Consider the following 26253-nt stretch of genomic DNA (forward strand, 5'->3'; position numbering starts at 1 on the left):
CCGCCCCGCACAGGGGCGACGCCTGAAGCACGCTAACGAATCGCGGATGCCAGCGAAGAAAAAACCAAAACCCCGAACAGCGACGCTTGAAGTGAGCTAACGCACCGCGGATGCCAGCGAAAAAACCAAAACCATCACCTTTCCCAAGGCGCCGCCCTGCCATCACGATGACAGCCATACCGCGCCAGCGCCTCCTCAACCACACCGCGCGCAACCGCGCCCTCCTCGACAAGTGCCTTCAACGCCGCAATCACAATCGACGCACGATCCACCTCGAAGAAAGCCCGCAGCGCCGCACGCGTATCGCTGCGCCCAAACCCATCCGTCCCCAGCGTCACATAACGACGCGACACAAAAGCGCGAATCAGCTCGGGCACGGCCCGCACGTAATCGGTTGCGGCAATCACCGGACCGCGCGATGCGGCCAGCGCAGACGTCACATACGGCGTCGCCGTTCCGTGATCGCCGAACAGACGCTCGGCCCGCTCCGACGCGACGCCATTGCGATGCAACTCGGTGAAACTCGTCACGCTCCACACGGCAGCGTCGATATTCCAGTCGTCCTTCAACATGCGCGCAGCCGCCTGCACTTCGCCGAGTATCGCGCCCGAGCCCAGCAACTGGACCTGCGCGGTCTCCAGCGAAGCAACATCAAGCGCATACATGCCCTTCAAAACACCTTCGCGCACGCGATCAACAGAATCCGCAGGCAATGAAGGCTGCGCGTAGTTCTCGTTCGTGACCGTCAGGTAATAGAACACGTCGCGCTGCCGCCCGATCATCTCCTGCATGCCTTCGTCGACGATCATCGCCACTTCATACGCAAACGCTGGGTCGTACGCCCGGCAGTTCGGCACCGTCGATGCCGCAAGATGGCTCGTGCCGTCCTGATGCTGCAAGCCTTCGCCGCCAAGCGTCGTCTTGCCCGCCGTCGCGCCGATCAGGAAACCCCGCGCGCGCTGATCGGCGGCCGCCCAGATCAGATCGCCGATGCGCTGAAAGCCGAACATCGAGTAGTAGATATAGAACGGCAGCATCGGCAGATCGTGCACGCTGTACGATGTCGCCGCCGCGATCCACGACGACACCGCGCCCGCCTCCGAAATCCCCTCTTCGAGAATCTGCCCGCCCGTGTCCTCGCGGTAGTAGAGCATCGAGCCCATGTCCTCCGGCTCGTACAACTGGCCGAGCGGCGAATAGATGCCGACCTGGCGGAACAGGTTCGCCATGCCGAAGGTGCGCGCCTCGTCGGCGACCACGGGCACGACGCGGGGCCCGAGCGACGCATCCTTCAACAGACTGCCGAGCATCCGCACGATCGCCATCGTCGTCGACATCTCCTTGCCGTTCGCGTCCAGCGCGAATTGCCCCCAGGAAAACAGCGCAGGCACGGTCGGTGTCTGCGATGCCGCTTTCCGCCTTCTGGGCAGATAGCCTCCCAAGGCAGCCCGGCGTGCATGCAGGTACTGCATTTCCGGGCTGTTTTCCGCTGGCTTGTAGAACTTGAGCTGCTCGACGTCGCTATCGGACAACGGCAGACGAAAGCGGTCGCGGAACGCCTTCAACTGTTCGACGTCGAGCTTCTTCTGCTGGTGCGTCGTCATGCGCCCCTGGCCGATCGCGCCCATGCCGAAGCCCTTCATCGTCTTCGCGAGTATCACGGTGGGCTGACCGCTGTGCTTCAACGCGCGGTCATACGCAGCGTGCAGCTTGCGCACGTCGTGGCCGCCGCGCCGCAAGCGGTCGATATCGTCGTTGCTCAGATGCGCGGCGAGCGCGGCCAGCTCCGGGTTCTGCCCGAAGAAGCGCTCGCGGTTGTAGGCGCCGTCGTTGGCCGAGAAGGTCTGGAACTGGCCGTCCACCGTGTGCGCGAACGCGCGCAACAAGGCGCCCGTGCGGTCGCGCGCAAACAGGCCATCCCAGTCCGAGCCCCATACCACCTTGATGACGTTCCAACCCGCACCCGTGAACTGCGCTTCGAGTTCGTCGATGATGCGGCCGTTGCTGCGCACCGGACCGTCGAGCCGCTGCAGATTGCAGTTGATCACGAACACGAGGTTGTCGAGCCCTTCGCGCGCCGCCAGCGACAAGGCGCCGATCGATTCCGGCTCGTCCATCTCGCCGTCGCCGAAGAAGCCCCACACCTTGCGGCCTTCCGTCTTCTGCAGGCCGCGGTTTTGCAGGTAGCGCATGAAGCGCGCCTGGTAAATCGAGTTGATGGGACCGATGCCCATCGAGCCCGTCGGGAACTGCCAGAAGTCCGGCATCAGCCACGGATGCGGATACGAACACAGCCCCGGCCCCGCGATCTCGCGGCGGTAGTGTTCGAGATGCGTCTCGTCGAGAAAGCCTTCGAGAAAGGCACGCGCATACACACCCGGCGACGAATGCGGCTGGAAATAGACGAGATCGCCGCCATGCCCGCCCGGGCTTTGACTCGCGGCGCGGAAGAAATGATTGAAGCCCACTTCGAACAGATCGGCCGCCGACGCGTAGCTCGCGATATGCCCGCCCAGTTCGCCATACGCGCGATTGGCCCGCACCACCATCGCGAGCGCGTTCCAGCGCAACGCAGCGGCGAGCTTTTCCTCGGTGTCGAGATCGCCCGGATATGGCGGCTGCTGATCGACGGAAATCGTGTTCGCGTACGGCGTGACGTTCGCGCGCGCCGTCGCGACGCCATTGCCCAGCGCATGCGCGGCCAGCCGGTCGAACAGATATTGCGCGCGTTCGAGGCCGACGTGCTGGACGACGCCATCGAGCGCAGCCAGCCATTCGGCCGTCTCCTGCGGATCGCTGTCGATGCGAGCTTGAGTGAGGGCAAGAACGGGGCGGGCACCGCTCGATAAGTCCGTCATGGCACAACTCCGGCTGAAAACGTGGCGTGAAAACGACTCGGAAACGTGTAATCAGCTTACCCATGTATCCGCAAAATGTGCGTCTCTTTTGCTTGCGCCAGCGCTTTCAGATAGTGTATTTATTCCGGTAAATCGGCCTTACGTGGAATGTTTACACCATGAGCTCAGAAGCAAGACCGGCCGCGCGGCGGCTGGACCGCATCGACATCGCGATCCTGCAGCAGTTGCAGCAGAACGCCCGCATTACCAACGCGGAGCTGGCGCGCGCCGTCAATCTGTCGCCGACGCCCTGCTTCAACCGCGTGCGCGCGCTCGAAAAGCTCGGGCTGTTCCGTCAACAGGTGACGCTGCTCGACGCCGGGGCGCTCGGGCTGCGCATCAACGTGTTCATTCAGGTGAGCCTCGAAAAGCAGGTCGAAGATGCCCTGCGCCGCTTCGAACAGGAAGTCGGCGAACGCCCCGAGGTGATGGAGTGCTATCTGATGACGGGCGACGCCGACTATCTGCTGCGCGTCGTCGTGCCCGACATGCAGAGCCTGGAACGGTTCATCGTGCAGTGGCTGACCAAGATTCCCGGCGTGTCGAACATCCGTTCGAGCTTCGCGCTCAAGCAGGTGCGCTACAAGACGGCGTTGCCGCTGCCTGTCGCAGGCCTGACGCTGCCCACGGAAGATGACACGCCGCGCGAGTGGGCGTGATCTCGACCACCCGCGCGCCGCATTGACTAGCGTGGCGGCGTCACGCGCTCGCGCAGTTCGCGCCGGATGACCTTGCCTGTCGCCGTCATCGGCAACGCGTCGACGAAATGGATCGCGCGCGGATACTCGTGCGCGGCGAGATGCGTTTTCACGTGCAGCTGCAGCGTCTGCACGAGTGCGTCGCTCGCCTGATAGCCGGGGTTCAGCACCACGAACGCGGTGACGATCTCCGTGCGCTGCGCGTCGGGCGCGCCGACCACGGCCGCCATGCGCACGGCCGGATGACGCAGCAGACAGTCTTCGATCGGCGCGGGTCCGATCCGGTAACCGGCGCTCGTGATCACGTCGTCATCGCGGCCAACGAAGCGGATGAAGCCGTCCGCATCCATCAGTCCCATGTCGCCCGTCAGCAGCCAGTCGCCGCGAAACTTGTCGCGCGTGGCGGACTCGTTGCGCCAGTAGCCGAGGAACATCACCGGGTCCGGCGCATGAATCGCGATGTTGCCGGGCTCGCCCCGCGGCACGGTGTGCCCGGCGTCGTCGACGATGGCTACACGATGGCCCGGCACCACCTTGCCGATCGACCCGAAACACGGGTCGAACAGAGTCGCGCATGATGACACGACCACATTGCATTCGGTCTGCCCGTAGAACTCGTTGATCGTCACGCCGAGCGCGCGCCGTCCCCATTCGATCAGCTCCGCGCCGAGCGATTCGCCGCCGCTCGCCACCGCGCGCAGCGAGAGTTTCCAACGCTCGGGATATTCGACGGCGCGCATCATCTTGAGCGCCGTCGGCGGCAGGAACGCATGCGTGACGGCATGACGCTGCATCAGATCGAACGCGGCCTCGCCGTCGAACTTCTCGAAGCGCCGCGCCAGCACGGCCACGCCGTGATGCCACGACGGCAGCAGCACATCGAACAGCCCGCCGATCCACGCCCAGTCGGCGGGCGTCCACATCAGGCGCGCGTCGTTCGGGAAAAACGCTTGCGGCATCTCCACGCCGGGCAGATGGCCGAGCAGCACGCGATGTGCGTGCAACGCGCCCTTCGGCTTGCCCGTCGTGCCGGACGTGTAGATGATGACGGCGGGGTCGTCGGCGGCCGTCGGTTCCGCGTCGAAAGCAGCGGGCGATTCGTCGAGCGCCGACCAGAACGATTCGACCTGCAAAGCGGTATCCGCGTGGTCGGTGTCGACGCAGAAGATCGAACGCAATTCGGGCAGGCTCGCACGCACCGAGGCGATTTTCTGCGCACCGCCCAGGTCCGTCACGAGCGCGACGGCGCCGCTATCGGACAGACGGTATTGCAGCGCGTCGGGACCGAACAGCGCGAAGAGCGGCACCGCGATCGCACCGCACTTGTAGACGGCGAGATGCGCAAGCGCCGTCTCCACCGATTGCGCGAGAAAGATGCCGACACGGTCGCCCTTCTTCACGCCGCTGCGGCGCAGAGCATTGGCGAAGCGGTCGGACAGCGACGTGAGCTGGTCGAAGCTGTAGCGCGTTGCTTGCCCGTCGCGCGTCTCGCAGATCAACGCAAGACGGCCGCTGCCGTCGGCCCATTTGTCGCATGCATCGATGCCGATGTTGTACTGCGGCGGAATGCGCCATTCGAACGCGGCGACGAGGCCGTCGTAGGTGTCAGCGGCGGGAAGCATCCGGTGTCTCCTGAGTAGTGGGCATGCGCCGGTACGCGCCCGCCCATGCTACTCCGCAAGCCAGGCCTGCGGCGCGTACGCGCCTCACTCGACGCGCTTCGACGGCTCGTCTTGTGCAGGCACGTCGTGCGTGTAAGGCGGCACGAGCGGCTTGATCATCCGCACGCCGCCGAGGATGGCGAGCGCGATCACCGTGCTGAGAATGGCGGTCGCTTCGCGCCCGAGCCCCGCTGCGACGCCGACGCCCGCCGCGAGCCAGAGACTCGCGGCTGTCGTCAGTCCGCGCACTTCCCGCTGCGCACTGAGCTTGATGATGGCGCCCGCGCCGAGAAAGCCGATGCCCGATACCAGGCCCTGCAACACGCGGCTCATGTTGTCCTGCGAAAACCCCGCCTGCAACGGCACGAGCACGAACAGCGCCGAACCCGTGGCGACCAGCATGTGCGTGCGCAGGCCCGCGTCGCGCCCCGCCATTTCGCGCTCGAAGCCCAGCGCGCCACCCAGCAGCAGCGCGAGTCCAAGCCGCATCACCACCTGCGTGATCGCCTTGACGTCGTTCAGATCCGAGAACTCCCGGGCCATCGTCAACCAGACTTCATGCCACCATCCGCCCATGACCTCCTCCTCTCGGCACGACAACGCTCGTGCTATGCCCTCGCGGGAAAGCATAATGTAATGTCGTCGAGTGTCGCCGGATAGCGGGACGGGCACACTGAACCCCACTACAGTTTTTTTCAGTTGCCTGTTGCGGTCCTCGCCCGCGACAATGCGCCAACCGTGGGAGGACTATGAAGAAGTGCATTCTGCTCGCCGGAATTGGCGTGCTTGCCGCGTGTACCGCGGTATCGGGCGTGGACAGAAAGCAGAACGGCTATCTCTCGGTCACGAGTCGCGGGCGCATCAGCCTGATTTCGTGGAATAGCGTCCGCAACGCGGGGATCAAGCATGCAAAGGCGTATTGCCGCGAACAGAACAAGGAATTGCACACCGTCGAGATCCACACGAACGGCGTGCGCAGCGCAGGCACTCAGAGTGTCGAAGTGGTGTTCGAGTGCATCTGATGAAATGATGCAGGGCTCGCCTGATGGTGCGATGCACGGCAACGCTCAGTGCGTGCCGGCTTCGTCCGCGACCGTGTCGCCGAAACGGCTCGCGACGAACGCGCGCATCGCGGCGATCAACGCCGATTGGCCGACCTGCTCGATGGTGCTCGCACCCGCGGGAACCGACCCTGTCCATGACGCGCGATCGCCCGCCGCGGCCGGCACGAGATGGATTCTCGCCCGTTCGATGATCGGGCCGCATTGCGCCCAGTCCGTGGACGGCGCGAACGCGGCTTCGAGCGCGCCGGCGGGATCGCCGTCGCAGGCGGGCTCCTCGATCCAGCAGAAGCCGTCGTCGACGCGCGGCTTCGGCAGATTGTCCGCCCGGGCGACCCAGTAATCGAGTAACGCGCCTTCCAGCTCTGAAACTCTCATCTCTGCTCCTCGTGGAGATCGTATGTGCTGATCGCAGCATCGATTGTGCATCAAGTTCGTGTTGCGCTTTGTGACGCCGCAAGACCGGCTCGCGGCGCCTGACGTCCAACTCAATTGCGAGGCACCATGACGTTCGACTATCGACAGGCAAGTCCGTGCGCAAAACCATCGCCCAGGCGCTCGCACGCGCTGGCAGCCGTGCTGCTCGGCATTGCCGCGCTGCAGGCCGATGCGGCCGCTGGCCGGACGCGCGCGGCGGCCACGGCGGACCGGCCGGTCATCATCGACGCGCAAGGCGATTCGACGATGTTCGGCTATCAGACGTCGGACGGTTTCAACAAGTCGTGGCAAACGCCGGACAACCCGCCCGCCCTGCTTCAGGCCGCGTTGCAGGCCCGCTTCGGCCCGCGTGTGATCGTGCAGAACAACGGCGTGCCGGGCGCGACGCTCGTCGATCGCGAGAAAGGCATCAACGGCTATAGCCAGCCGTACGCGCAATGGGCCGCGACGTCGCCGGCACATATCGTGATCGTCAACTTCGCGCTCAACGACGCCGACAATCACGTCAAGGAGCCGCCTTCCGCGTTTCGAGCTCATCTGATGCGCTTCATCGAAGAGTCGCAAGGCGCGGGGCGAATCGTCGTGCTCGAAGAGCCGAACCCGGTCGACTATTCCGTGAACAAAAGGATCGTGCCGCGCTATGTCGCTGTCGTCGATGAAATGGCGAAGCATTACCGGCTCGCGTTGATCCGTCAGTATGCGTATATCGGCGCGATGCACGACTGGCGTTCGCTGCTGATCGACGGTGTGCATCCAACGGATGCGCTCTATCGGCTCAAGGCCGAACGGCAGCGCGCAGTCGTCGCGCCGATCGTCGCGAAGCTGGTGGAGTGATCCGCCGACGCTTCACTCGCCTACCGAAAACGTCTGCTGCGAGGCGACCAGCTTGGGCGGCGGCTCGCATTTGCAGATGCAAAGGTCGTCGCTCAACGCGGCATGACGGCCATCGGGCGCCGTCATCACTTCGCGCGGGCCGTCGCATCTGATTTTGCCCGTGGTGTTGCACGCGGGGCAGATCACGTTGTCGCCTTCATGCGCGACGTCGCGGCCTTCGAGTTGGATCGTCGACGACACGGCTTGCACAGTGCCGCTCACCGTCGTCTTGTCGCCGTTCAGGATCAGATAGCGTTTCATGATTGAGCGTCTGTTAGAAGCTGCGTGTCTCGAGCGTGAAAGCAGATAACGCGAACGGCGCGCCCGATTTGAAATGAATGTGCGGATTCTACAAAAAAGCCAATGAATTCACCATCGAATGGATTTAAAGCATACGGCAGGACGCTATATGCATTAAGCATTCGGCATCGTCTTGCTCTTCAATACGACCACAATAGAAAACTAAAAAGCCGTCGAATCGTGTTGAATCCGACGGCTTGCTAAACGCGAAACACGGGATCATTTCCAGTACGCGAACACCCCCAACGCCGCCATCACCGTCAACGCGCCGCCAATGCGCGTCGCAATCTGCGCAAACGGCATCAGTTCCATCCGGTTGGCTGCCGTGAGAATCGCCACGTCCCCCGTTCCGCCGAGACCGCTATGCGTTGCATTGACGATAGCGGCTTCGACGGGATACATGCCGACCAGTCTGCCGACGAAGAAGCCCGTCACAGTCAGCGTGAGCACCGTCGAAACCGCGGTGACGATAGTGACCCAATGAAACGCTGTCACGATCTCGCCCCACGGCGTCATCGCGACGCTGATCGCGAACATCAGCGGATACGTCACGGCCGTCGAGAAAAAGCCGTACATGAAGCGCGCGCCGCCTCGCACGCGCGGCGACACGAGCTGAAACAGCTGCGCCGCGACGACCAGCACCAGCATCACGACGGGCGCGGGCCAGCCGAACAGTTGATGACTGAGCACGCCAAGCAGATAGAACGCAATGGCCGTCGAACCCGCCGCCGCGACGGAGCCGACGTCGAATTCGAACGATGCGGGGCGTTGCGCGATGTCGTCATCGCTGTCACCTGCCCTCGTCAACCGTCCGTTGCCCGTCCATTCGGGCCGGCGCGTGCCGAGGTAGCTGAGCAGGCCGGCGCAACAGATCGCCGCGATATTGCCGAGCATCACCGCCGACAGCACCTGCGCGAACAGCGGCCCCTGCTCGACGCCCATAATCTGCGCGTAGCCGGCCGACAACGGCAGCGCGCCCTCGCCGACGCCGCCCGCCATGATCGGCACGACGACCATGAACAACGCATGGCGCGCATCGAGCCCGAGCGCGGTCCCCACAGCGGTGCCGACCAGCGCCGCAGCAAGCGAGCCCGCCGCAACGGGAACGAAGATGCGCACGAAGCCTTTGATCAGCATCTGACGGTCCATGCTGAGCACACTGCCGACGATGATCGCCGCGATGAACAGATACAGAAAATTCGAAGTCTTCGTGAAGGTCGTCACCGCCTTGACGACGGGCTCGGGCATCAGCTTGTAGTACACCAGCATCGACGGAATGAAGGCCGCAAAAATCGACGTCGCGCCGATGTGGCGAATCCACGGAATGCGCTTCGCCAGTTCGGCGCACGTGAAGCCGCCCACCGCGACGAGCGCGATGCCCGTCGGCAGATCCGCTGCGAGCTTGCCTTTCGCCGCCATCGCGCCGAGCACGCCCAGCATCAGCACGTAGACGGGCAACGGCAACGAACCGATGCGCAGGTCGAACACCCGCCACCACCATTCGACGACGGCATGCGGCGCTTGCGTCCTGCCGCTCGAAGAAGCGCTCAACGCGGCTTGCGTCGATGATTTCACTGGATGGTCTCCGTTCATTGTTTCGGTGTGCGCCCCGCTCATACGAGCAGCAGCAATGCCGCGCCGTACACGAGCGCGCCGACGATAAACGTCATCACGGTAAAGCCGAGCACGCGCTGCACGCCGATACCCGCCATCGCGACGACGGGCGCGGCCCAGAACGGCTGCATCATGTTCGACACCTGCTCGCCCATCGCGACGGCCATCGTCGTCGCGGGGACGGACGCATGCAGCGCGACGGCAGCGGGCACGACGAACGGCCCTTGCACTGCCCAGTGGCCGCCGCCGCTCGGAATGAAGAACGTGACGATCAGCGAGCAGACGTAGCTCCAGAACGGCAGCGTATGCGCGTTGGAGATCGCGATGAAGAAATGGGAGATGACGTTCGGCAATCCGGTCGCATCCATCATGCCCATGATCCCGCCGTACAGCGGGTATTGCAGCATCATCGAACCTGTCTGCCGGGCAGCGTTCTTGACGGCATCGGCGTACGCCAGCGGATAGCCGTGCAGGATCACGCCCGCTATGAACATCACGAAAATCACCGCGTTGACGCCGGAAAAAGCGATGTGCTCCGACTGCGCGAGCACCAGCAGCGCAATGCCCGTCGCGCCGATGAATGCCGAGCCGAGCCACGAGTATTCGATCCAGCGCGCAAAGCTTAGCTTGCCCGTGGGCTTTTCGCGCGGCGCCGCATCGGGATGCTTCTGCGTATCGAGCAGCACGGCGTCTTCGTCGCGCGGCTTGAGCCATGCGAGAACGAACGGCATGGCCAGCAGCATCGCGATGGTCGGCACCAGATTGAAACCCGTGAACACCGTCGCGCTGAACGGCAGCACCTCGCCTGTGATCTTCTGCACGACGTTCATCGCGCTGCCCGGCGTCGACTGCGCAAGCGCGATTGAACTGGAAATGCCGCTTGCCCACACGACCCATCCCGAGAAACCCGCCGCGACGATCCACGCGAAGTCGACGCGCATGCGCTTTGCCACTTCACGTGCCAGCAACGCGCTGACGACCAGCCCCAAACCCCAGTTGCAGAACGACGCAACGGCCACGAGCACGAAGGTGAGCGTCGCCGCCTGCACGGGCGTGCGGGCAACGGAAACGAGTGACTTGAACACGCGTTGCACGATGGGCGCGTGAGCGAATGCGTGCCCCGTCACGAGCACCAGCGTGATCTGAAACGCGAACGTGAGAATGTCGAAGAAGCCCTTGTACCAGCCGCCGACCAGCTTGCCCAGCGACGCATGCGGCGCGAACATCGCCGACAGCACCGCGACGATCGCCGTGATCAGGATCGCGAGCACGAACGGATCCGGAATGGTGCGCTCGAACAGGCCGATCGTCGCCTCGGTGAAGCGGGTCTTGCGCACTGATGTTGGCGCAACGGTGGATTTCATCACGTGTCTCCGGTTTGGAATGTGCCCGCGCGTCGTTGGATCGGGTGTAGCCGGCGGGTCGTCTTTTCAGGGCTATTTTTCAGGGCGATTCAATGCACGGCGCCCGGTTGCCGAATCCGTACAGCGTTGCAGCGTTGTCGACGAGGATGCGATTGCGCGTGGCCGCGTCGTTCGCCCATTCGCCGAGCAGATCGAGCAGCAAGGGATCGTCGGGCTTGTGCGCCTCCGTCACGTGCGGCCAGTCGCTGCCCCACACCAGCCTGTGCGGCACGGCCGAGATCCATGCGCGCGCGGTCGGCGCTGCATCGGCGTAGCGGCGGTCGAGTCCTTCGATCGAATCGAGGTACGGACCCGACAGCTTGATCCACGCGCGCCCGGCGTCGGCGAGACGGCGCACGACAGGAAACGCCGCGTGCGCCGCGCCATCGGGCAACGGAAGACGCGCGCAATGATCGAACACGATCGCCGACGGAAGGCGCGCGAGCAGCGCTTCGTGCCCGACGATTTGCGCGGCCGTCCAATGCAGCTGCACATGCCAGCCGAGCTCCGCCACGCGCGCTGCCAGCGGCTCGACCATGTCGAAGCCGACCACGGCGTTTGCCGGCGTGTAGAGCGTGAAACGGATGCCGCGAATCCCGCCCGCGTGCAGCGCTTCAAGCTCGGCGTCCGTCACGTCGGGGCGCACGACGGCGACGCCGCGCGCATTCGCAACGCCGAACTGGCGAATCGCATCGAGCGTCACCGCGTTGTCGGTGCCGTAGATGCGCGGCGTCACGACTACCACGCGCTGCGTGCCGATCCGCGCCTGCACTTGCCGATACGCGGCGACATCCGCCGCGTCGACAAAACCTGCCGCGTCGCGCTGCGCGAGGAACGCGCGGCTGTAGATGTGAATGTGCGAATCGCAAGCGCCCGCTGGCATATGCCGAAGTGCGTCCATGCGTGTCTCCTCCGTTTTGTTGCTGCGCGCTACAGCACTGCGCGCTTCTCGCGCAGACTTTCGATCTGCGCTTCGGAGCATCCCGCGTCGCGCAGCACTGCGTCCGAATGCTCGCCGAACGCGGGAGCCGCGAACGGCTCGGGCAACGGCGTCGCGCCGAAGCGGATCGGATGCTTGAAGCCGCGATACCGGCCCACACCTGGGTACTCGAAGTCGCTCACCATGTCTTCGGCGAGCACCTGGGGATGGTCGAACATGTCTTCGATGCCGCGAGCCGCGGCGCACGGCACGGCGTCGCCGAAATGCACTTCCCATTCGAGCGCCGTGCGAATCTGCAAAGCCGCGCGAAGCTTCGGGACGATTTCGCCGCAATGCAATGCACGCTTGCGCACCGTGTCGTAGCGCTCATTCTGCGCAAGATCCTTGAGACCCGTTTTCTCGCACAACGCCTGCCAGAAGTGCGGCGTGTTTGCCGACAGATACAGATAACCCTGGCGCGTCGGATGGATGCCCGTGATGCCGCCCGAGCGCATATCGCGGCCTACTTCTTTCGGTTCGTCGTCGGCCCAGATCATGCGGGCCGATTGCATCGCCAGTGCGCTGCGCAGCAACGACACGCCCACGTACTGGCCCGCGCCGCTGCGCTCGCGATCGAACAGCGCGGACGACACGCCCGCCGCGACCAGCGCCGCCGCATAGTAGTCGACCACCGAGCCATAGACGATTTCGGGCGGCCCGCCGTGGCGGCCTTGCAGCGCGCAGATGCCTGTCATCGTTTGCAGGACCTGGTCGTAGCCCGCCTTGTCGCGGTTCGGGCCCGTTTCGCCATACCCTGTCACCGCGCAATAGATCAGCCGGGCATTGACCTCGCGCAACTGCTCGTAACCGATCCCGAGACGCTCCGGCACGCCGGGCCGGAAGTTGTGCACGAGGACATCGGCCGTCTTCACGAGGCGCATCATCACGTCGAGCGCTTCGGGCTGTTTCAGGTCCAGCACCAGACCGCGCTTGCCGCGATTCACGCCGAGAAAGGCGCGGCTTTCGGCTTCGAGCGTCGACGGATACTTGCGCAGGTTGTCGCCCGCGGGAGGCTCGATCTTGATGACCTCGGCGCCCTGATCGGCGAGCAGCGTGCAACCGTACGGTCCCGCGATATAGGCGCTCAGGTCGAGCACGCGCAAGCCGGCAAGCGGTCCCGGCTGTCGTGCGTCGACGGATTGCGATGGTTGTTGCATGTGTTTCTCCGACTCGATTCGATGTGTGTGCAACGAGCGTGCGTTGCTTTACAAAGCTGTGCTGGCGGCGACGGCGCGCTGCTCGCCCGTCAGCAGTTCGAGACGCGCGGCGTGCTGCACGAGCGCGCGCGCCCGCTCGAAGAACGGCGGATCGATCATCCTGCCGTCGACGACGTACGCGCCCATGCCTTTGCTCTGCGCATCGCGTGCGGCTTCGACGACGCGCACCGCATGCGCGATCTCGGCGTCGGACGGACGGAACACGTCGTTGGCCAGCGCGATCTGGCTTGGGTGGATGCAGCTTTTGCCGAGAAAGCCCATCGCGTGCGCAAGTTGCGCTTCGGCACGGAAGCCCGCTTCGTCCTTAATGTTGGCGAACGCCGAGTCGTACGCGAAGACGTTCGCCTCCCCTGCTGCGATGCGCAGCGTGAACATCGCCTGCTGGATCGCCGCCTGCTCGCGACGCGCGATGCCAAGCGGCTCGAACAGATCGCCCAGCCCGAGCTGCAAGCCGGCAACACGGGGATGCGCGGTGGCCAGTTCCGCAGCGCGGCGCAACGCTTTCGGCGATTCGATGTTGAGCAGCAGGCGCACGGGCACGCTCACGCCATTGGCCCGTTCGGCCTGGTCGAGCGCGGCGGCAGCGGCGCGCACGTCGGCCGCGCTTTCGGGTTTCGGGAGATTCAGGTAGTCGAGGCCGGGCTGCACGACGGCATCGAGATCGGCGGCGAAGAACGGCGTGTCGAGCGCGTTGACGCGCACGATCAACACCTTGCGATGCTCGCGCACCGCGCTCTCGCGCAACAGCTCGCGCAGCGCGAGACGCGCTTGCGGCTTGCGCTCTGGTGCGACGGCATCTTCGAGATCGAATGAGAGGGCATCGGCGGCGCTCGCGAGCGCCTTGGCGAACAACTCCGGGCGCGATGCCGGCACGAACAGCTTGCTTCTCATGTCTGCGTTCCAGTTACTTGGTAGCTGGCAATCAGTCTACGGAGAGACAGGTTTTAGATAAACTATCCGCATCTATCTTCAAACCATAGAATATCTATCGTCATGGACATCCACTTTCTCGGCAATCTGCTGCTGGTCGTCGATACGGGCTCGATGGCCGAGGCGGCACGGCGGGTCGGCGTGACGCCTGCGGCGATCGCGCAGCAGGTGCAGGCACTCGAGCGGGAACTCGGCGTGCGCCTGCTCGTGCGCGCGGGACGCACGGTGATTCCGACGGAGGCGGGTCATCGCGTGATCGCGCGTGCGAGGAATCTGGTGCGCGAGTTTGCGGATCTGAAGGCGTTCGCGCTCGAAGAGGAAGCTGCGGGCGAATTGCGCATCGGCACGATCACGACGGCGCTGCTGTCGCTGCTGCCGGACGTGCTGGCGGCGTTTGCGCGTGACTTCCCGCAGGCCAATGTGCTGATACGCGCGGGGACGTCGATGGAACTGTACGAGACCTTGCAACGCGGCGATCTCGATGTTGCCGTCTGTCTGCATCCCGCGTTTGCCTTGCCCAAGGCGTATGACTGGCATTTGTTGAGGGAAGAACCGATTGTCGTGCTCGCGCCGTCGCGGCTAAAGAATGAGGACCCGCATGAACTGCTGCGGCGCGAGCCGTTCATTCGCTATGACCGCTCGCTCGGCGGCGGCAAGCAGGCGGATCAATATCTGCGCTCGGCGCGTATCGTTCCGCGTGAGCTTTTTGAACTGAATTCGCTGATGGCGATTGCGATGATGGTCGATCGGGGACTGGGCGTGTCGCTGGTGCCCGATATCGTGTCGCCGCTGACGGAAACGCTAAACGTCGCGCGGCTGGCGTTGCCGACGCCGACGGAGCCGAGGCGGTTCGGTGTGCTGTGGCAGAAGACGTCGCCGCGTGGGCGGTTGATCAGGGGATTTTTGCAGTGCGCGGATGGGGTGCTGGGGGATGGTGGTGGGGATGCGGGTGGCGGCGGGAAGAAAACGCGGCGCCGTTCGGCGAGTTGAAGCGCTTGCCGTTGCGAACGTGCTGTTTGCGCCTGTAGCCGTCTCGACAGGAGCATAACGGCCCACCGACAGGCGCCAGAAAACAGATAGCCCCGTCAAATCGATGATTTGACGGGGCTATTTGTTGGCAATCTTTTGGCGGAGAGACGGTCCGTCAATACGACATGCGGCAGAATTCGTCGAAATTCGCCAGACCCCTTACCCGCATTGGGATGCATGGCATCCATCGTTCAACAACGTTCGCTTGAACACCCTTGAAATTGTCTATAATCAGACTTTCATTTGATAGTCGATTTGATAGTCATCCGATGCCACGAACGCTAAACAAGCTGAGCCAACTGAAAGTCACAAAGACAACAAAGCCCGGGTTGTACGCCGACGGCGGCGGTCTTTATTTGCAGATCACTGCTGCCGGCGTCAAGTCTTGGCTCTTTCGGTACATGCGAGCGGGCAAGGCACGGGGCATGGGTCTCGGACCCGTGCACACGATCGGTCTGGCCGAAGCGCGGACACGCGCCCTCGACTGCCGCCGCCTTCTGCTGGACGGCGTCGATCCGATCGATTCTCGCAACGCCGAACGCACGGCACAACGGGTCGCGCAGGCGAACGAGATGACGTTTAAACAATGCGCAGACAAATATATCGAAGCGCATCGCGCCGGATGGAAGAACGCGAAGCACGCCGATCAGTGGACCAATACGCTAGCGACCTACGCGGAGCCCGTCTTCGACTCGCTGCCCGTCTCGGCTATTGACACTGCACTGGTCATGAAAGTGCTGGAGCCCATCTGGACGACGAAAACCGAAACCGCATCCCGTGTGCGCGGCCGCATCGAATCGGTCCTCGACTGGGCCACCGTGCGCGGCTACCGGGCCGGAGAGAATCCGGCGCGTCTGAAAGGACACCTAGATACGCTGCTGCCAAAAAGGGCCCGCGTCCAGAAGGTGACGCACCACCCGGCGCTACCGTACGCCGACCTCCCCGGCTTCATCAAACTGCTGCGCGCTGAAGATGGCATCGCGGCGCGCGCCCTTGAACTCCTGATCCTGACTGCGACACGAACGAACGAAGTCATCGGCGCAACGTGGTCGGAATTCAGATTGGACGAAAGCATCTGGATCATCCCCGGCGAGCGCATGAAGATGCGAAAGGAACATCGCGTGCCGTTGTCGGCAAGGGCTATCGCACTCGTCAAGGCGCAGGAGGACATGAAACAGGGTGACTTCGTCTTCCCTGGAGCCAAATATCAAAAGCCACTTTCGAACATGGCTATGCTGCAACTGCTGGAACGCATGAAGCGTGACGACATTACCGTGCATGGCTTCCGCTCGACGTTCCGCGACTGGGCGGGAGAAACGACGCACTATCCGCGCGAGGTGTGCGAAGCGGCGCTTGCCCACGGCATCAAGGACAAGGCGGAAGCAGCATACGCTCGCGGTGACCTGTTTGTGAAACGGGCCACGCTCATGGAGGACTGGGCGAAGTTTGCCGAAGGCGATTGACGCGAGGGCAAACAACACACCGGGGTGCTTGAATCACGTGCATTCGATCTTCTTCGCAAACCGGGCGGTCGGCTTTTGACAGGATTGCTCTGTCGCTTAACGTATCGTAAAGTTTCGCGTCGACGATAGTTCGACAATCATCACCGTGTACTTTCGTGCAGCATTGACAGTGCAGGGGCCAGCAAAGTCTGGCTTAGGGGAGCTTGCAAACCTTCCTGAAATAACATACCCGTCCGCTGAGCCGAATGGCGAAACGCGGCGGTCCGGCACCTTCACGGTGTAGGCGCGTCCCCAGCGAGCTTGCTGTCTCCCGAGGCATCGACGAGACCCAAGCGACGACGCCAAGGGGGAAAAAGACGACAGCAGACGCCGATGTCAACGAACGAACCGATGTCGCGATGCGACTTCGGTTCGTTCGCCCCGTGCAATTTTCCGGATCGTCATATGAGCCGCACCTCCAAACTTGACGCGCGCCTGTCGGCTTCCTGCGCGCAGTTCACTCCCACCGCATCCCATTTCGATGCTATCAAGGCCACTGACAGCACACCCCCTGTCGACCGGATTCTTCGGCTGCCCGAAGTACTGCAGATGGTAAGCATTGGGCGAACCACGCTCTATATGATGCTTAAGAATGGTACTTTTCCAGCTCCTTTGCATTTATCAGCACGTATACGTGGGTGGAGACTGAGCACGATCCACCAATTCCTTTTGGCCGTGGAGGCGCGCAATGAAAATCAATAAGCCCCCACTCACATGGCCAAACGGCATCCGCATTCCTGATCGAGTCGCGCGTGCTCTTGCTAGAGATTCGCTACCGGCTTCTGCTGGTGTGCAATCGTCGTCTGCCAGTGCCAAGCAAAATGCGGCCGGACCCGCCCGTGACGACGCCGCAACGGAAAACACGCGTCGCACGCAGGACCCTTCTATCCGAAGCGTCGCTTTGGCGAAGTCATCGTCACGCGCGCCGCACAGAGCCGCCCAAGGTGCTGCAGGGCACCTGCACGACGGTAGCATTGCATCCCCGGTCGGACAAGCGCGTCCGGGTCTTAAAATTCGCTGGTGTGGCAGGGTTGCTGACCCTGATGGGGGAAATCCTGCACACCTGCTCGAAATCGAGACGCCACACAAGACGTGGAAGCGCGTCGAAATTTCTGAGAAGCTGCTTTCGCGGCCGACCGAGCTTTCTGATCTCTTGATTGAGCATGGTGCGCGTTTTCGGACAAGCGATGCTACCAAACATCTCGCGGACAACCTGAGAACACGTCCCGACAATCCGTTGTTCGTTCGAGCGGCGCACGACGGCTGGACCACCGTCTTTGGTAGCGAATGCTATGTCTTCGGGGATCAGATGTATTCCGAGCGCCGCGAGGCCGAACGCGTCGTGCGTCCAGCTGCTTACACGCGATCCATATCGGGTACGCTCGACGATTGGTTGACGATTACGAGCTGGTGCGCCGGTAACCCACTCGCCATTGCAATGCTTTGCTTCGGATTCTCGGCCGCACTCGTGCAACCGCTCGGCCACGATTCATTCGGCGTGGTCGTGGTCGGCAGGTCGAGTATGGGCAAATCGACAATCCTTCGCCTTGTGCGTGCGCTAACCGACACCCCACTGATATTGCCGACATGGGAAGGCACGCCAAACGGTCACGAGGCGTTTGCCGCGCAACACTCGGGCAAACCACACGTGCTGGACGAACTCGGGCAAGCGGATGTCACCGCGTTCGATCAACTGATCTATCGTCTTGCCAACGGCGGTGGGAAACTGCGCGCTACCTCAACGGGGGCAGCGGGGGAAATTTCCCGTATCTCGACGGTTTTCTTGTCTGCTGGTGAACAGTCTCCGACCGAACTGCTCTCTCGCGGAAAGCGCGAAGTCAAGCCCGGTCAACTTGCGCGATTCGTAGCTCTTCCGGTTGACTGTGAGTTTGGTGCATTTGCCAACTTGCACGACGCCGCAGACGGCGCGCAATTCGCAAGGCGGCTGGACGTTGCCTTGCGCAAGACACACGGTGTCGCGTGGAGCCCGTACGTCAAATACTTTGCAGAGAACCTTGGCTACCTGGAAGCTAAATACGCAGAATTCGCACCAAAGATTCGGGAGTCTGTCATCCGTCAGTGTGAATTCGATACGTCCGACGGTTTGGTCAGTCGTGTCCTGGATCACTTTGCGTTTGCTTGCTTTGCTGGTCTCACTGCGATAGACGCTGGTGTGCTCAGACTCGAGAGGCCAGATGTCTATGGTGCAATCCGTGAGTGCTTCACAAAATGGTTTGCCGCTTGCAAGGAGCAACGTGGAACGTCTAGTGAAGAAATTCTAGAAGAGGTTCGCGCGTTGATACTTGATCATCGCAATCGCATGCCACCATACAGCGCATTCTCGGATGCAGGCCGTGACACACAGTTCGGCTTCACGTACGTGGACAATGGCGTCATCGTGTTTCTGATCTTTCCACACGCGCTGCAGCGAATCGTCAGAAAGCACGGCAAGAAGACGCTGGATGGCGCGCTTAAGGCTGCCGACTGGTTGATCCTCGGATCAGGAGGCCGACCGACCAAGCAATACAAAGTACCAGGGCAAGGCAACGCCAAGGTCGCAATGTATGCTATCCGTGAGACATCGATCTTCGGGATGTAGCTCCACACTTCGTTCGTCGCGCACGCGGCGGTCTACAGGTCTACGCGTCTACCGTAGACCGAAGGGACAGGTGGAATATCCGCCTGTCCTTTTATTTGCAGGGAACCGCTGGGCGACCGGGAGCGATACTAATCTATATACTCCATTCCTTGTATTGTTATATCGAACATGCTGCGTATCTTCGTAGACTGGGTCTTTCCTTCCGCTTGATCTTGCTTGTCTTCCAAATACTGTAAAGGCCATGTGATGCACCCCTGCTGCTTCAGCAGCTAATCACATGACAGGAAGACAACTCATGATCGATCTAATCGATATCAAAATTTTGCTGGCGCATAAGCCGTTCGGCAACGAACGCGTCAAGCTGATCGAAAATTCCTCATCGTCAGTATCGAAACGATACGGTACAAAAATCCGGCTTCGAGAAGGAGCCGCACCGCTCAACGTCATATCGCTGAACAACGGAACAGCGATCGCTATGCGATGCTGTCCGCTGAAGCCTCTTCAGGGGCATAACGTGTTCGGAACGAACGACATATGCTTGCTCGGTTCGACAATAATCTGCGCTGTTCTCGACCAGCTCAGAGTTCCATACACAGAAAAACTGAGAGCGGCATGGAACTCCGGTGAGTTTGAGCTTCAGTCACTAGACATCACAAACAGATTCGCGCTGCCTCATCAGATAGACGCGCGGCAGTTGAGCAAATACATGTTGCGCAATACCAGTTTCTCGCTCTTGCCTGCAGCGCTGCGCAAAGGGACTGGCGTACGGATGGAAGTGCCGCGTAGTCATGCGGCGTGGCTGTTCTATGACAAGCGGCAGGAACTCGACGACAAGCGGACCAGTTCGCAACCGCATCTCTGGGCGGTGCTGGGTAAGCAGGACATCAACGTGTGGAACCTCTTGCGCAACGAGGCTGTTGGCAACATCCGTGCAGAACTCAAGCTATCCAAGGAATATCTCGCACAGCATAAACTCGACCGAGGTTTCGCATGGACCGACGATCTCGTGCAGCAAGTGTTTTTTGCAGAAATGTCCAAGCTGCGGTTCGAGCGACATCAACCCATCGAATACGTGAAGCAGTCGGCAACTCATCTTCCAGCCCATCTGCGTCGGACGTTCGAACTGTGGGCTCGAGGTGCGGGATTGGGGGCATTGTTTAGCCCTTCTGGACTTGCCCACCATCGCAGCGAAATCCGCCGGGAAACTAGAGTCGACATCATGCGCGATGTTCCCGTTAAAGAAGTACTGCCGCTATCTGACATCTTTTCATCTCATAACATGCTGCCCGCGTTCCCTGACTGGCATATCGACTACCCTCTCGTTGCATTTGGTTCGGAGTGTGGAGATCGGTGCATTGCACTTCCGACGAACCGGTATCCCAATCGAAGCGCGCACAGGCAATACGGACCCTAATCGACATGTAGGGTTGACGCAAAACGCTTTAACAAACCAAAGCGCCACCGCCCGGCGTGAACATCAATACCAACTTCCCGTCGGGGGGGAAGGTTGAACTTGAAAATCTGTCCAGTCTACGTGTCTACGTAGACTTACCAAACTGCGACAGCCGCAGCATGAGGTGAGCGATGCAGGTATATTTATACAAATCGCTCGCCGAAAGAAGAAAGTCACCAATGGCGAAGGCAAAACATAAACAACTTGCAAATCGGGGGCTAAGTGATTCTTTCTGTCGCTTGCGCAGCACTTGTCATTGCGCTTATTTACTCGGCGATCGTGGTCTACAGTCGGCGGGACAAGATGTGGGATTGGTGGAACGCAGTTATCTCAACCGTGGTATCGGTGACGCTGGGCGTGGCGACCGGTATTTACCTGTTTCGGCTTCAATCAGCCGAACAGGATGCACAGGAGCGTGCCCGCTGGAAGGCTTTGGTCTCCGCGGAGTACGCACAGTTGCAGTCGCAAATCGATGGCATTCCGATGAACGTGAATTTCTCCGGAGATAAACGTCCGACAACAGTTCCCATCTTCATTACCTACATACAGCCGATAGCCACCGAACAGGCGGCGCTTAGTGGCAAGTTTTCAGCGGATACTAGTCAAAAGCTTTTGGCGTTGGCAACAGCAGCCAGAGCGTACAACATGAAGGCAACGTACGCCCTTGAGTTATTGGCTCAAGGTGACGTCTCTCCCAACTATGAAGCACGCGTCGCACATGCGGCACTTAATCTCGACCGGTCCCGGGACGGGGTGAAAATCAATCTAAATGAGGTGAATCAAATGATGGCGAACGAGTAACTTTCAGACGCCGATATTCGGCTGCCTCTGTTCCACAGGGTGCTGTCGGAACTCGACGAAGCGATCCGGCGAACTGTTACATCCTCCCTGTTGAACCCGCCGGTCTTGAGCATCACTGTCGCTCGCGCATACTTGGTCCCAGCGGCCAAAATTTGGAAACGCAAACCGCTTGCCGCGATTTTGGCCCTCAAAGTAAGCGTTGGATTTTCTCCCCCACTTCGGCGTCAGCCAGTAACGCAGACAAGCATTGCTCGAGCGATTCTCGATCAAAACAGAATTGCTCACGACTACCCCATGTTACTTTGCACGGATATCCCCCCGCTTCTTGGTGCCAGAGGGCGAGGCTAATGGACGGGGCATCTTCAACCTTTTTGTTGACTGCAGCGAGAACTAAGTAAGAAGCAGATTCTCCAGTGGACAGAGCACGCAATGCATTGGCTCCGCTCTTCCGCATTTTCTTCTTTTCGAAGAAAATCGTTCCTGAAGTCTCTTCTTGGAGAGCTTCAGAAACTGCTTCTATTACTTCGTCAATCTCTCGTCTAGCCGACTCAGCATTGATGGCAGCAACTTGCCCAGCCTTAAAGGCTTCGCGGAATCTATTCATTTTTTAAACCCTCACATCAATTGCCGCCAAAACAGGTAAATGATCGAAAATACTAGTTGCGGACCGAAGTCGCTCGACTAAGTCACTCGTTGAGATAATACGACCTAGAGACTCTCTCAACGTGAAAGTTCCGGAGCGCAGAAAAGCCGACGAGAACATGATTTGATCGAACGTGTGCCAGCGTGTTGGCGTTCCGCTACGATAGTAATAGGTGCCACACACGCCGACGTCAGTTCCATCTGCACCGTGCGGTAGGCTTTCGCCTATCCAACGCCAACTAGGATTGTAAAGGAGTGGATTCGAACGACGCGCAAGTTCCCGGTCTCGTGTCGCCAGAAGGTGATCTGCGAGAGCCGGCGAAAACGGGTCATCGTTGTAGTCACCCATAAGTACGAGATAAGGTTCAGAAAAATCATCGCGAATTGTGTCTAGTATGCTTCGCAACGCCATTCCCATTTCAGCTCGCTTCGGGGCAAAGTCAGGAGCGAACAGACGACTCGGCCAATGAGACACGACGACCGTCAGCGGAACCTCGGTCTCCGACGAAATAAGATCGATACGTTCGCCGATTTTTAAACTGTGGTTGCCATATGTCGCAATTAATGGACGATTGAACGTTTGATGAAGGCGACGTTTGTCGTAAAGAAGAGCGATATCAAATCGAGTTCCATTGACTGCTCCAGTGGCGTCGTGCAATGTCAAATGCGGATCATCCAAATGCTCCATGATCTGAATGAGATCGCTTGTACTTACTTCACCAAGCCCGATTACATCTGCGCCCCATTCTTCGCGAAAAGCTTTCAAATACCTGACAACGATATCGAGATCATCTTGTGTACCGCGTGGCGTACCGAGCGGTGACAGGCTTGTATTCCACCACACGAAGACAAGTGGTTGACCCAAAAAGTCCGTCAGGATATCCATTCAATGCTGTTTAAGATAGCGATAGTCGCTTACTTTACCAGTCAATCTAATGAAGGACACGGTAGAGTTCATTTCGAGATCGGGGTTTGTGGTTGGTTGAAGTCACCTATATCGTTTTAAGCGTCGTATCTCCGCGTCGAGACTGGCGCGCGCGATCTGCAACTCAGCGACGAAAACATCGAGGCCGTCGCGATGATAGTGTTGAATCGCGGTGAAATTTTGTGGTATGGAAGCGAGCCCACCTTTTACTGCCGCCTGCGCGGCAGCAATAGCCTTCACTGCCGGTGCTGACGGCATCTGATCGATCCGAATCTCTTCGAGAGAACGCATGATCGACTCGACGTCACGTGCGTCCGTTGGGCGAGCAACCGGCGTTCTTTCGGAATCTCGTACGTCAGTTTGGCACCGAGCTGCGCCTCTCGCTTCCTCTGCAAAGAGTTTGCCGCGAAGCAAGTTGCATTGGGGACGCGGATTGCCCGCTGGGCGGAGTGGCACCGTACAGCGCCCCTTCGCCGTTGGTTGCAACAAGGTTTTACCACGCAGGGCGAGCGCAAGTAGTTCCGCGCTCAAAGCAACGCCCGTAGTAGTCCAAGATCGCCTTGCCCATTTTAGGATCGGTGATGTTGTCCTCGTATATATCCTGGATCATCGCCGCCAGGTACGCTTGTGGTTGCGGCGGCAACCCCTGAATCGTGCCGAACGCCTGCTGCTCCGTGAATCCTTTATTCCTGCAGCGGATAAATTTCTCAGCCACGTTGAACTTGTCATTATCTAGGTCGGGGCATAGCGCACGAACTTTTGCGGCGTCATCGGCTTGTCGCTGTGCTTGCTCGTGCGCACGCTTTTGCTGCGCTTCTGCCCGTCTCTTATCCTCCGGATCAGGCGGACAATTTGTCGAGCACGCCGGATGTCGCTTCATATATTCGACCTGCTGGTCGTGCTGTTGCTGCAACATCTGCTGATGCGCGTCTTGCGGAGACTGCGGCTGGTTTGCCGCGCTTAACGCAGACTTGGCAGATTGAATTGCGCTAAAGACTGAGCTTGTTTGCGCATGTGCTGCGGATGTCGCGATAGCGAGAGCGACGATAGAGAAATGTACAAGCTTCATAACTGCGTTATCCCGTAGGTGGTTGAATATCCGTTCGTATTAAAAGCGACCGCCCCGTACCGGTAAGCGATCTGCGCCTCCGTAAATACCGGCGACGACGCACATCTCCCTTGTCGACGGCCTTAAATATTCCTTTTAACGAATATTATGCCCTACGACGTCCTTCCGGAAGCGTGTGCAAAAAACTGACACTTCCTCCTCAAACGAGGAGGGTGTCAGGCTTGAGCAACATAGAACAGCTAGCGCGATCGATCGGTGCGGCCATTGCGGCCCGCCGAAAGGCGCTCGGCGTGACACAGGAGCAGCTGTCCGAGTCGCTCCAGATTGAGCAGTCCTCGCTCTCCCGAATCGAGCGGGGCACCCTGGTTCCGAGTCTTGAGCGGCTTGCCAGCATCGCGGAAGAATTGCAGTGTGGGCTGGCCGACCTGTTCCGCGTTGGCGGCGTCAATTCACACGATCGGGCGGTGAGAGTCCACGAAAAGCTGTCGCAGCTGACGCCTTCGCAACAGGAAATTGTCGAGCGATTGATTGACGACGCCCTTGCACTGCTGGATACACCGCACGGTCGACGGACTCAACGGGGCAACGCAAAACCGCACAGAAAGGGAGCGTGAACCCGCAGGCAGTCTCACGCAACCGCCGCATTCGATCCCCGTCCCTGCTACAACGATCGTCGCTTCGCCTTTCTGACTGGCGATGTCGGAGTACGCCGAAGCCACGAAGCATCCGCCAACACAGCATTCCACTGATGACGTCGCAACGAATCTCGCATGTCGGCATTGTGTGCCGCCTCGTACACCCGCGACTGACGATACGAACTCCCTCCGTTAGAATTGGCGCGCTCTTTGAAGGGAGGTATCTTGCATAAGTTCGTGTCCTTGAGTTTGCTGGTTGTTGCGATCGCCTCGGCAATAGCGTTTGCCCCAACCTCGGCAGAAGCGCATTCGCGGGTAGTTTGTAAGCACGTCTGGTCACACGGTAATCTGGTTCGCCGTTGCCGAAGGGTGCCGCGCTCCCATCAGCATCGGCGGCAGCCTTCCTATCGCAACTACGTATGATTGTGCACAATGGGGAGACGCATCATCTTCGATCTGTATCGATCTCGGCCACAAAGGTGTAGTCGTTGTTGAAACAACGCGCCCGAATTTCTCGAAGATCGCGTCGGCAGTCATAGACCGTATGCACGACGATGTTCTACCCCTGTCCGTTGAGGGAAATGATCTCGTCTGGCGTCACTATTTGATCAACACTGAGGTCGAGAGCTTCGAGACTTCCATTACCGGGAAGCGTGTCATCGAAGCGGTCGATAAGTGGCAGGCAGTTGGCTCACCGTTCCCCTTCAGCGTCCGCGTTTAAGTTATGAGAGCACCATGGCGCGCCACGGTGCTTCCATGGGCGCCGTAACCCACATGGACGAACAGCCAGCCGTCCGCGTCAATTGAACTTGCTCGCCTGCTGCGCTGGGGTCGAGATCACTTTTAGCAAAAACGTCTTGTCGGCGAAGATGTCCACCTCCCAACCACTCTCATCGCGATAAGCGAGATATTCGCGACCGGTAGCGCCAGTTTGCGGCTCCATGCGCGGTATGCCATACGCGGACACAAAGTTTTGAACAAAGTCCTTGAGGGGCATGGTGCCGAACACGTTGGCCGTAAGAAGCGAAGTCATCGAAATGCTTGACAGTCGTGCTGACTCGAATTCCAGTCCGGCCAGAACGGCACCGTCGCAATAGAGCGGATACGTGGTCGCGTTGACGGCGCGTAACTCACACCGTGCGCCAGGCAAGAGTCCCGCGACTTCTTTCTTCACGTCATCGAGGGAGTCGCCAAGCTGGATGCCCTTGACACGAGGGCCACGATGACTCCCGTCGGATGGCTGGGCTTTTGACGCTGATACAGGGGTTCCGCTATTCCCACCCGCTTCGTCGCGCTCTTCGCTGTCCGCTGTTGTTGAAGAGGCTGGCGCAGCAGGAGATGCGCTCGTCGCGGGAGCTGCGGACGCGGCCGATGACTGCGTCTGGGATGAATGCGGCGAGCAGGCGGAAAGCATCAGGAGTAACGCGATGACGGACGCTTTTGTTACGCGGTGATTCGTCAGGTAGTTCGTGACGTACATTTTTTGTTCCTTGAGTTTTTTGATGGGCTGTGACAAAGCACGCCCCT

Annotated in this window: 25 protein-coding genes; 10 read left to right on the forward strand and 15 right to left on the reverse strand. The window is 60.5% G+C overall.

All coding sequences use genetic code 11. The features are described from left to right. Positions 1-134: 134 nt before the first annotated feature. Positions 135-2858: an alpha-ketoglutarate dehydrogenase gene (gene mdeB / locus KFO72_RS13000; protein WP_225032293.1), complete on the reverse strand. Its 2724-nt coding sequence runs from the start codon at positions 2856-2858 to the stop codon at positions 135-137. 158 nt (positions 2859-3016) lie between these two features. Between mdeB and KFO72_RS13005 the strand changes: the two genes are divergently transcribed. Next, positions 3017-3556: an Lrp/AsnC family transcriptional regulator gene (locus KFO72_RS13005; protein WP_036004308.1), complete on the forward strand. Its 540-nt coding sequence runs from the start codon at positions 3017-3019 to the stop codon at positions 3554-3556. Positions 3557-3582: 26 nt separating this feature from the next. On the opposite strand, the gene KFO72_RS13010 is transcribed toward KFO72_RS13005, so the two are convergent. Both KFO72_RS13010 and KFO72_RS13015 read right to left on the reverse strand, forming a co-directional pair. Beyond that, a complete protein-coding gene (locus KFO72_RS13010) occupies positions 3583-5217 on the reverse strand; it encodes an acyl-CoA synthetase (RefSeq protein WP_225032294.1) in 1635 nt (544 codons plus the stop codon). Positions 5218-5301: 84 nt separating this feature from the next. Then, complete coding sequence (locus tag KFO72_RS13015) at positions 5302-5832, reverse strand: MgtC/SapB family protein (RefSeq protein WP_224101268.1); 531 nt, start codon at positions 5830-5832, stop codon at positions 5302-5304. Between the two features lie 173 nt (positions 5833-6005). Between KFO72_RS13015 and KFO72_RS13020 the strand changes: the two genes are divergently transcribed. After that, positions 6006-6278: a hypothetical protein gene (locus tag KFO72_RS13020; RefSeq protein ID WP_054930134.1), complete on the forward strand. Its 273-nt coding sequence runs from the start codon at positions 6006-6008 to the stop codon at positions 6276-6278. 45 nt (positions 6279-6323) lie between these two features. On the opposite strand, the gene KFO72_RS13025 is transcribed toward KFO72_RS13020, so the two are convergent. Further along, on the reverse strand, positions 6324-6695 hold the full coding sequence (locus tag KFO72_RS13025; RefSeq protein ID WP_225032295.1) for a DUF2591 domain-containing protein: 372 nt from the start codon (positions 6693-6695) through the stop codon (positions 6324-6326). Between the two features lie 126 nt (positions 6696-6821). Here KFO72_RS13025 and KFO72_RS13030 point away from each other — a divergent pair, with 126 nt between their 5' ends. Continuing rightward, a complete protein-coding gene (locus KFO72_RS13030; protein WP_060600254.1) occupies positions 6822-7589 on the forward strand; it encodes an SGNH/GDSL hydrolase family protein in 768 nt (255 codons plus the stop codon). A gap of 12 nt (positions 7590-7601) precedes the next feature. Here the strand turns inward: KFO72_RS13030 and KFO72_RS13035 are convergent, their stop codons facing one another. The 6 genes from KFO72_RS13035 to KFO72_RS13060 form a co-directional block, all read right to left on the reverse strand. Further along, the gene (locus KFO72_RS13035; RefSeq protein WP_054930131.1) at positions 7602-7889 is read right to left on the reverse strand and encodes a PAAR domain-containing protein; all 288 of its coding nucleotides are present in this window, start codon (positions 7887-7889) and stop codon (positions 7602-7604) included. A 258-nt stretch (positions 7890-8147) separates the two neighbouring features. Further along, positions 8148-9503 carry a 2-hydroxycarboxylate transporter family protein gene (locus KFO72_RS13040; protein WP_225032296.1) on the reverse strand — a complete coding sequence of 452 codons (1356 nt, stop codon included), beginning with the start codon at positions 9501-9503 and terminating at the stop codon, positions 8148-8150. A 38-nt stretch (positions 9504-9541) separates the two neighbouring features. Next, positions 9542-10906 carry a short-chain fatty acid transporter gene (locus KFO72_RS13045; RefSeq protein ID WP_054930130.1) on the reverse strand — a complete coding sequence of 455 codons (1365 nt, stop codon included), beginning with the start codon at positions 10904-10906 and terminating at the stop codon, positions 9542-9544. Positions 10907-10985: 79 nt separating this feature from the next. After that, positions 10986-11846 (reverse strand): amidohydrolase family protein, encoded by an 861-nt coding sequence (locus tag KFO72_RS13050; protein ID WP_225032297.1) that lies wholly within the window; start codon positions 11844-11846, stop codon positions 10986-10988. Positions 11847-11875: 29 nt separating this feature from the next. After that, on the reverse strand, positions 11876-13081 hold the full coding sequence (locus KFO72_RS13055; protein WP_054930128.1) for a CaiB/BaiF CoA transferase family protein: 1206 nt from the start codon (positions 13079-13081) through the stop codon (positions 11876-11878). 48 nt (positions 13082-13129) lie between these two features. Next, positions 13130-14032, reverse strand: a complete 903-nt coding sequence (locus KFO72_RS13060; protein WP_225032298.1) for an HpcH/HpaI aldolase/citrate lyase family protein — start codon at positions 14030-14032, stop codon at positions 13130-13132. 102 nt (positions 14033-14134) lie between these two features. On the opposite strand from KFO72_RS13060, the gene KFO72_RS13065 reads away from it, so the two are divergent. From KFO72_RS13065 to KFO72_RS13090, 6 genes are all read left to right on the forward strand, one after another. Beyond that, positions 14135-15061, forward strand: coding sequence for a LysR family transcriptional regulator (locus tag KFO72_RS13065; RefSeq protein ID WP_224101263.1), 927 nt, complete (start codon positions 14135-14137; stop codon positions 15059-15061). 308 nt (positions 15062-15369) lie between these two features. Next, complete coding sequence (locus KFO72_RS13070; RefSeq protein WP_225032334.1) at positions 15370-16563, forward strand: tyrosine-type recombinase/integrase; 1194 nt, start codon at positions 15370-15372, stop codon at positions 16561-16563. A gap of 444 nt (positions 16564-17007) precedes the next feature. Next, positions 17008-17304: a helix-turn-helix transcriptional regulator gene (locus KFO72_RS13075; protein WP_225032299.1), complete on the forward strand. Its 297-nt coding sequence runs from the start codon at positions 17008-17010 to the stop codon at positions 17302-17304. Then, entirely contained in the window at positions 17291-19201 is a 1911-nt protein-coding gene (locus KFO72_RS13080; RefSeq protein WP_225032300.1) for a DUF927 domain-containing protein, read from the forward strand. The genes KFO72_RS13075 and KFO72_RS13080 overlap by 14 nt, the downstream gene beginning before the upstream one ends. A 295-nt stretch (positions 19202-19496) precedes the next feature. Next, positions 19497-20615: a phage/plasmid replication protein, II/X family gene (locus KFO72_RS13085; RefSeq protein ID WP_225032301.1), complete on the forward strand. Its 1119-nt coding sequence runs from the start codon at positions 19497-19499 to the stop codon at positions 20613-20615. A 261-nt stretch (positions 20616-20876) separates the two neighbouring features. Then, positions 20877-21455: a hypothetical protein gene (locus KFO72_RS13090; RefSeq protein WP_225032302.1), complete on the forward strand. Its 579-nt coding sequence runs from the start codon at positions 20877-20879 to the stop codon at positions 21453-21455. A gap of 187 nt (positions 21456-21642) precedes the next feature. Here the strand turns inward: KFO72_RS13090 and KFO72_RS13095 are convergent, their stop codons facing one another. The 4 genes from KFO72_RS13095 to KFO72_RS13110 all read right to left on the reverse strand — a co-directional run bounded on the left by KFO72_RS13095 (position 21643) and on the right by KFO72_RS13110 (position 24091). Next, complete coding sequence (locus tag KFO72_RS13095) at positions 21643-22059, reverse strand: hypothetical protein (RefSeq protein ID WP_225032303.1); 417 nt, start codon at positions 22057-22059, stop codon at positions 21643-21645. Between the two features lie 3 nt (positions 22060-22062). Further along, positions 22063-22983 carry an endonuclease/exonuclease/phosphatase family protein gene (locus KFO72_RS13100; RefSeq protein ID WP_225032304.1) on the reverse strand — a complete coding sequence of 307 codons (921 nt, stop codon included), beginning with the start codon at positions 22981-22983 and terminating at the stop codon, positions 22063-22065. Positions 22984-23085: 102 nt separating this feature from the next. Further along, entirely contained in the window at positions 23086-23313 is a 228-nt protein-coding gene (locus tag KFO72_RS13105; protein WP_225032305.1) for a hypothetical protein, read from the reverse strand. A gap of 202 nt (positions 23314-23515) precedes the next feature. Next, entirely contained in the window at positions 23516-24091 is a 576-nt protein-coding gene (locus KFO72_RS13110) for a hypothetical protein (RefSeq protein WP_225032306.1), read from the reverse strand. 221 nt (positions 24092-24312) lie between these two features. On the opposite strand from KFO72_RS13110, the gene KFO72_RS13115 reads away from it, so the two are divergent. After that, positions 24313-24705 (forward strand): helix-turn-helix domain-containing protein, encoded by a 393-nt coding sequence (locus KFO72_RS13115; protein WP_225032307.1) that lies wholly within the window; start codon positions 24313-24315, stop codon positions 24703-24705. A gap of 820 nt (positions 24706-25525) precedes the next feature. On the opposite strand, the gene KFO72_RS13120 is transcribed toward KFO72_RS13115, so the two are convergent. Continuing rightward, complete coding sequence (locus KFO72_RS13120; protein WP_225032308.1) at positions 25526-26242, reverse strand: hypothetical protein; 717 nt, start codon at positions 26240-26242, stop codon at positions 25526-25528. Positions 26243-26253: the final 11 nt, after the last annotated feature.

The organism is Paraburkholderia sp. XV, assembly GCF_020177535.1.
Classification (GTDB): Bacteria; Pseudomonadota; Gammaproteobacteria; order Burkholderiales; family Burkholderiaceae; genus Paraburkholderia; species Paraburkholderia caribensis.

What these genes read in the sequence shown, in the direction of transcription:
- KFO72_RS13060 (WP_225032298.1), bottom strand. Translation starts at nt 14,032, where the DNA reads ATGAGAAGCAAGCTGTTCGTGCCGGCATCGCGCCCGGAGTTGTTCGCC.
- KFO72_RS13045 (WP_054930130.1), bottom strand. Translation starts at nt 10,906, where the DNA reads ATGAAATCCACCGTTGCGCCAACATCAGTGCGCAAGACCCGCTTCACC.
- KFO72_RS13085 (WP_225032301.1), top strand. Translation starts at nt 19,497, where the DNA reads ATGATCGATCTAATCGATATCAAAATTTTGCTGGCGCATAAGCCGTTC.
- KFO72_RS13025 (WP_225032295.1), bottom strand. Translation starts at nt 6,695, where the DNA reads ATGAGAGTTTCAGAGCTGGAAGGCGCGTTACTCGATTACTGGGTCGCC.
- KFO72_RS13030 (WP_060600254.1), top strand. Translation starts at nt 6,822, where the DNA reads ATGACGTTCGACTATCGACAGGCAAGTCCGTGCGCAAAACCATCGCCC.
- KFO72_RS13055 (WP_054930128.1), bottom strand. Translation starts at nt 13,081, where the DNA reads ATGCAACAACCATCGCAATCCGTCGACGCACGACAGCCGGGACCGCTT.
- KFO72_RS13035 (WP_054930131.1), bottom strand. Translation starts at nt 7,889, where the DNA reads ATGAAACGCTATCTGATCCTGAACGGCGACAAGACGACGGTGAGCGGC.
- KFO72_RS13050 (WP_225032297.1), bottom strand. Translation starts at nt 11,846, where the DNA reads ATGGACGCACTTCGGCATATGCCAGCGGGCGCTTGCGATTCGCACATT.
- KFO72_RS13005 (WP_036004308.1), top strand. Translation starts at nt 3,017, where the DNA reads ATGAGCTCAGAAGCAAGACCGGCCGCGCGGCGGCTGGACCGCATCGAC.
- KFO72_RS13020 (WP_054930134.1), top strand. Translation starts at nt 6,006, where the DNA reads ATGAAGAAGTGCATTCTGCTCGCCGGAATTGGCGTGCTTGCCGCGTGT.
- KFO72_RS13070 (WP_225032334.1), top strand. Translation starts at nt 15,370, where the DNA reads ATGCCACGAACGCTAAACAAGCTGAGCCAACTGAAAGTCACAAAGACA.
- KFO72_RS13015 (WP_224101268.1), bottom strand. Translation starts at nt 5,832, where the DNA reads ATGGGCGGATGGTGGCATGAAGTCTGGTTGACGATGGCCCGGGAGTTC.
- KFO72_RS13075 (WP_225032299.1), top strand. Translation starts at nt 17,008, where the DNA reads ATGAGCCGCACCTCCAAACTTGACGCGCGCCTGTCGGCTTCCTGCGCG.
- mdeB (WP_225032293.1), bottom strand. Translation starts at nt 2,858, where the DNA reads ATGACGGACTTATCGAGCGGTGCCCGCCCCGTTCTTGCCCTCACTCAA.
- KFO72_RS13095 (WP_225032303.1), bottom strand. Translation starts at nt 22,059, where the DNA reads ATGAATAGATTCCGCGAAGCCTTTAAGGCTGGGCAAGTTGCTGCCATC.
- KFO72_RS13080 (WP_225032300.1), top strand. Translation starts at nt 17,291, where the DNA reads ATGAAAATCAATAAGCCCCCACTCACATGGCCAAACGGCATCCGCATT.
- KFO72_RS13010 (WP_225032294.1), bottom strand. Translation starts at nt 5,217, where the DNA reads ATGCTTCCCGCCGCTGACACCTACGACGGCCTCGTCGCCGCGTTCGAA.
- KFO72_RS13065 (WP_224101263.1), top strand. Translation starts at nt 14,135, where the DNA reads ATGGACATCCACTTTCTCGGCAATCTGCTGCTGGTCGTCGATACGGGC.
- KFO72_RS13100 (WP_225032304.1), bottom strand. Translation starts at nt 22,983, where the DNA reads ATGGATATCCTGACGGACTTTTTGGGTCAACCACTTGTCTTCGTGTGG.
- KFO72_RS13105 (WP_225032305.1), bottom strand. Translation starts at nt 23,313, where the DNA reads ATGCGTTCTCTCGAAGAGATTCGGATCGATCAGATGCCGTCAGCACCG.
- KFO72_RS13110 (WP_225032306.1), bottom strand. Translation starts at nt 24,091, where the DNA reads ATGAAGCTTGTACATTTCTCTATCGTCGCTCTCGCTATCGCGACATCC.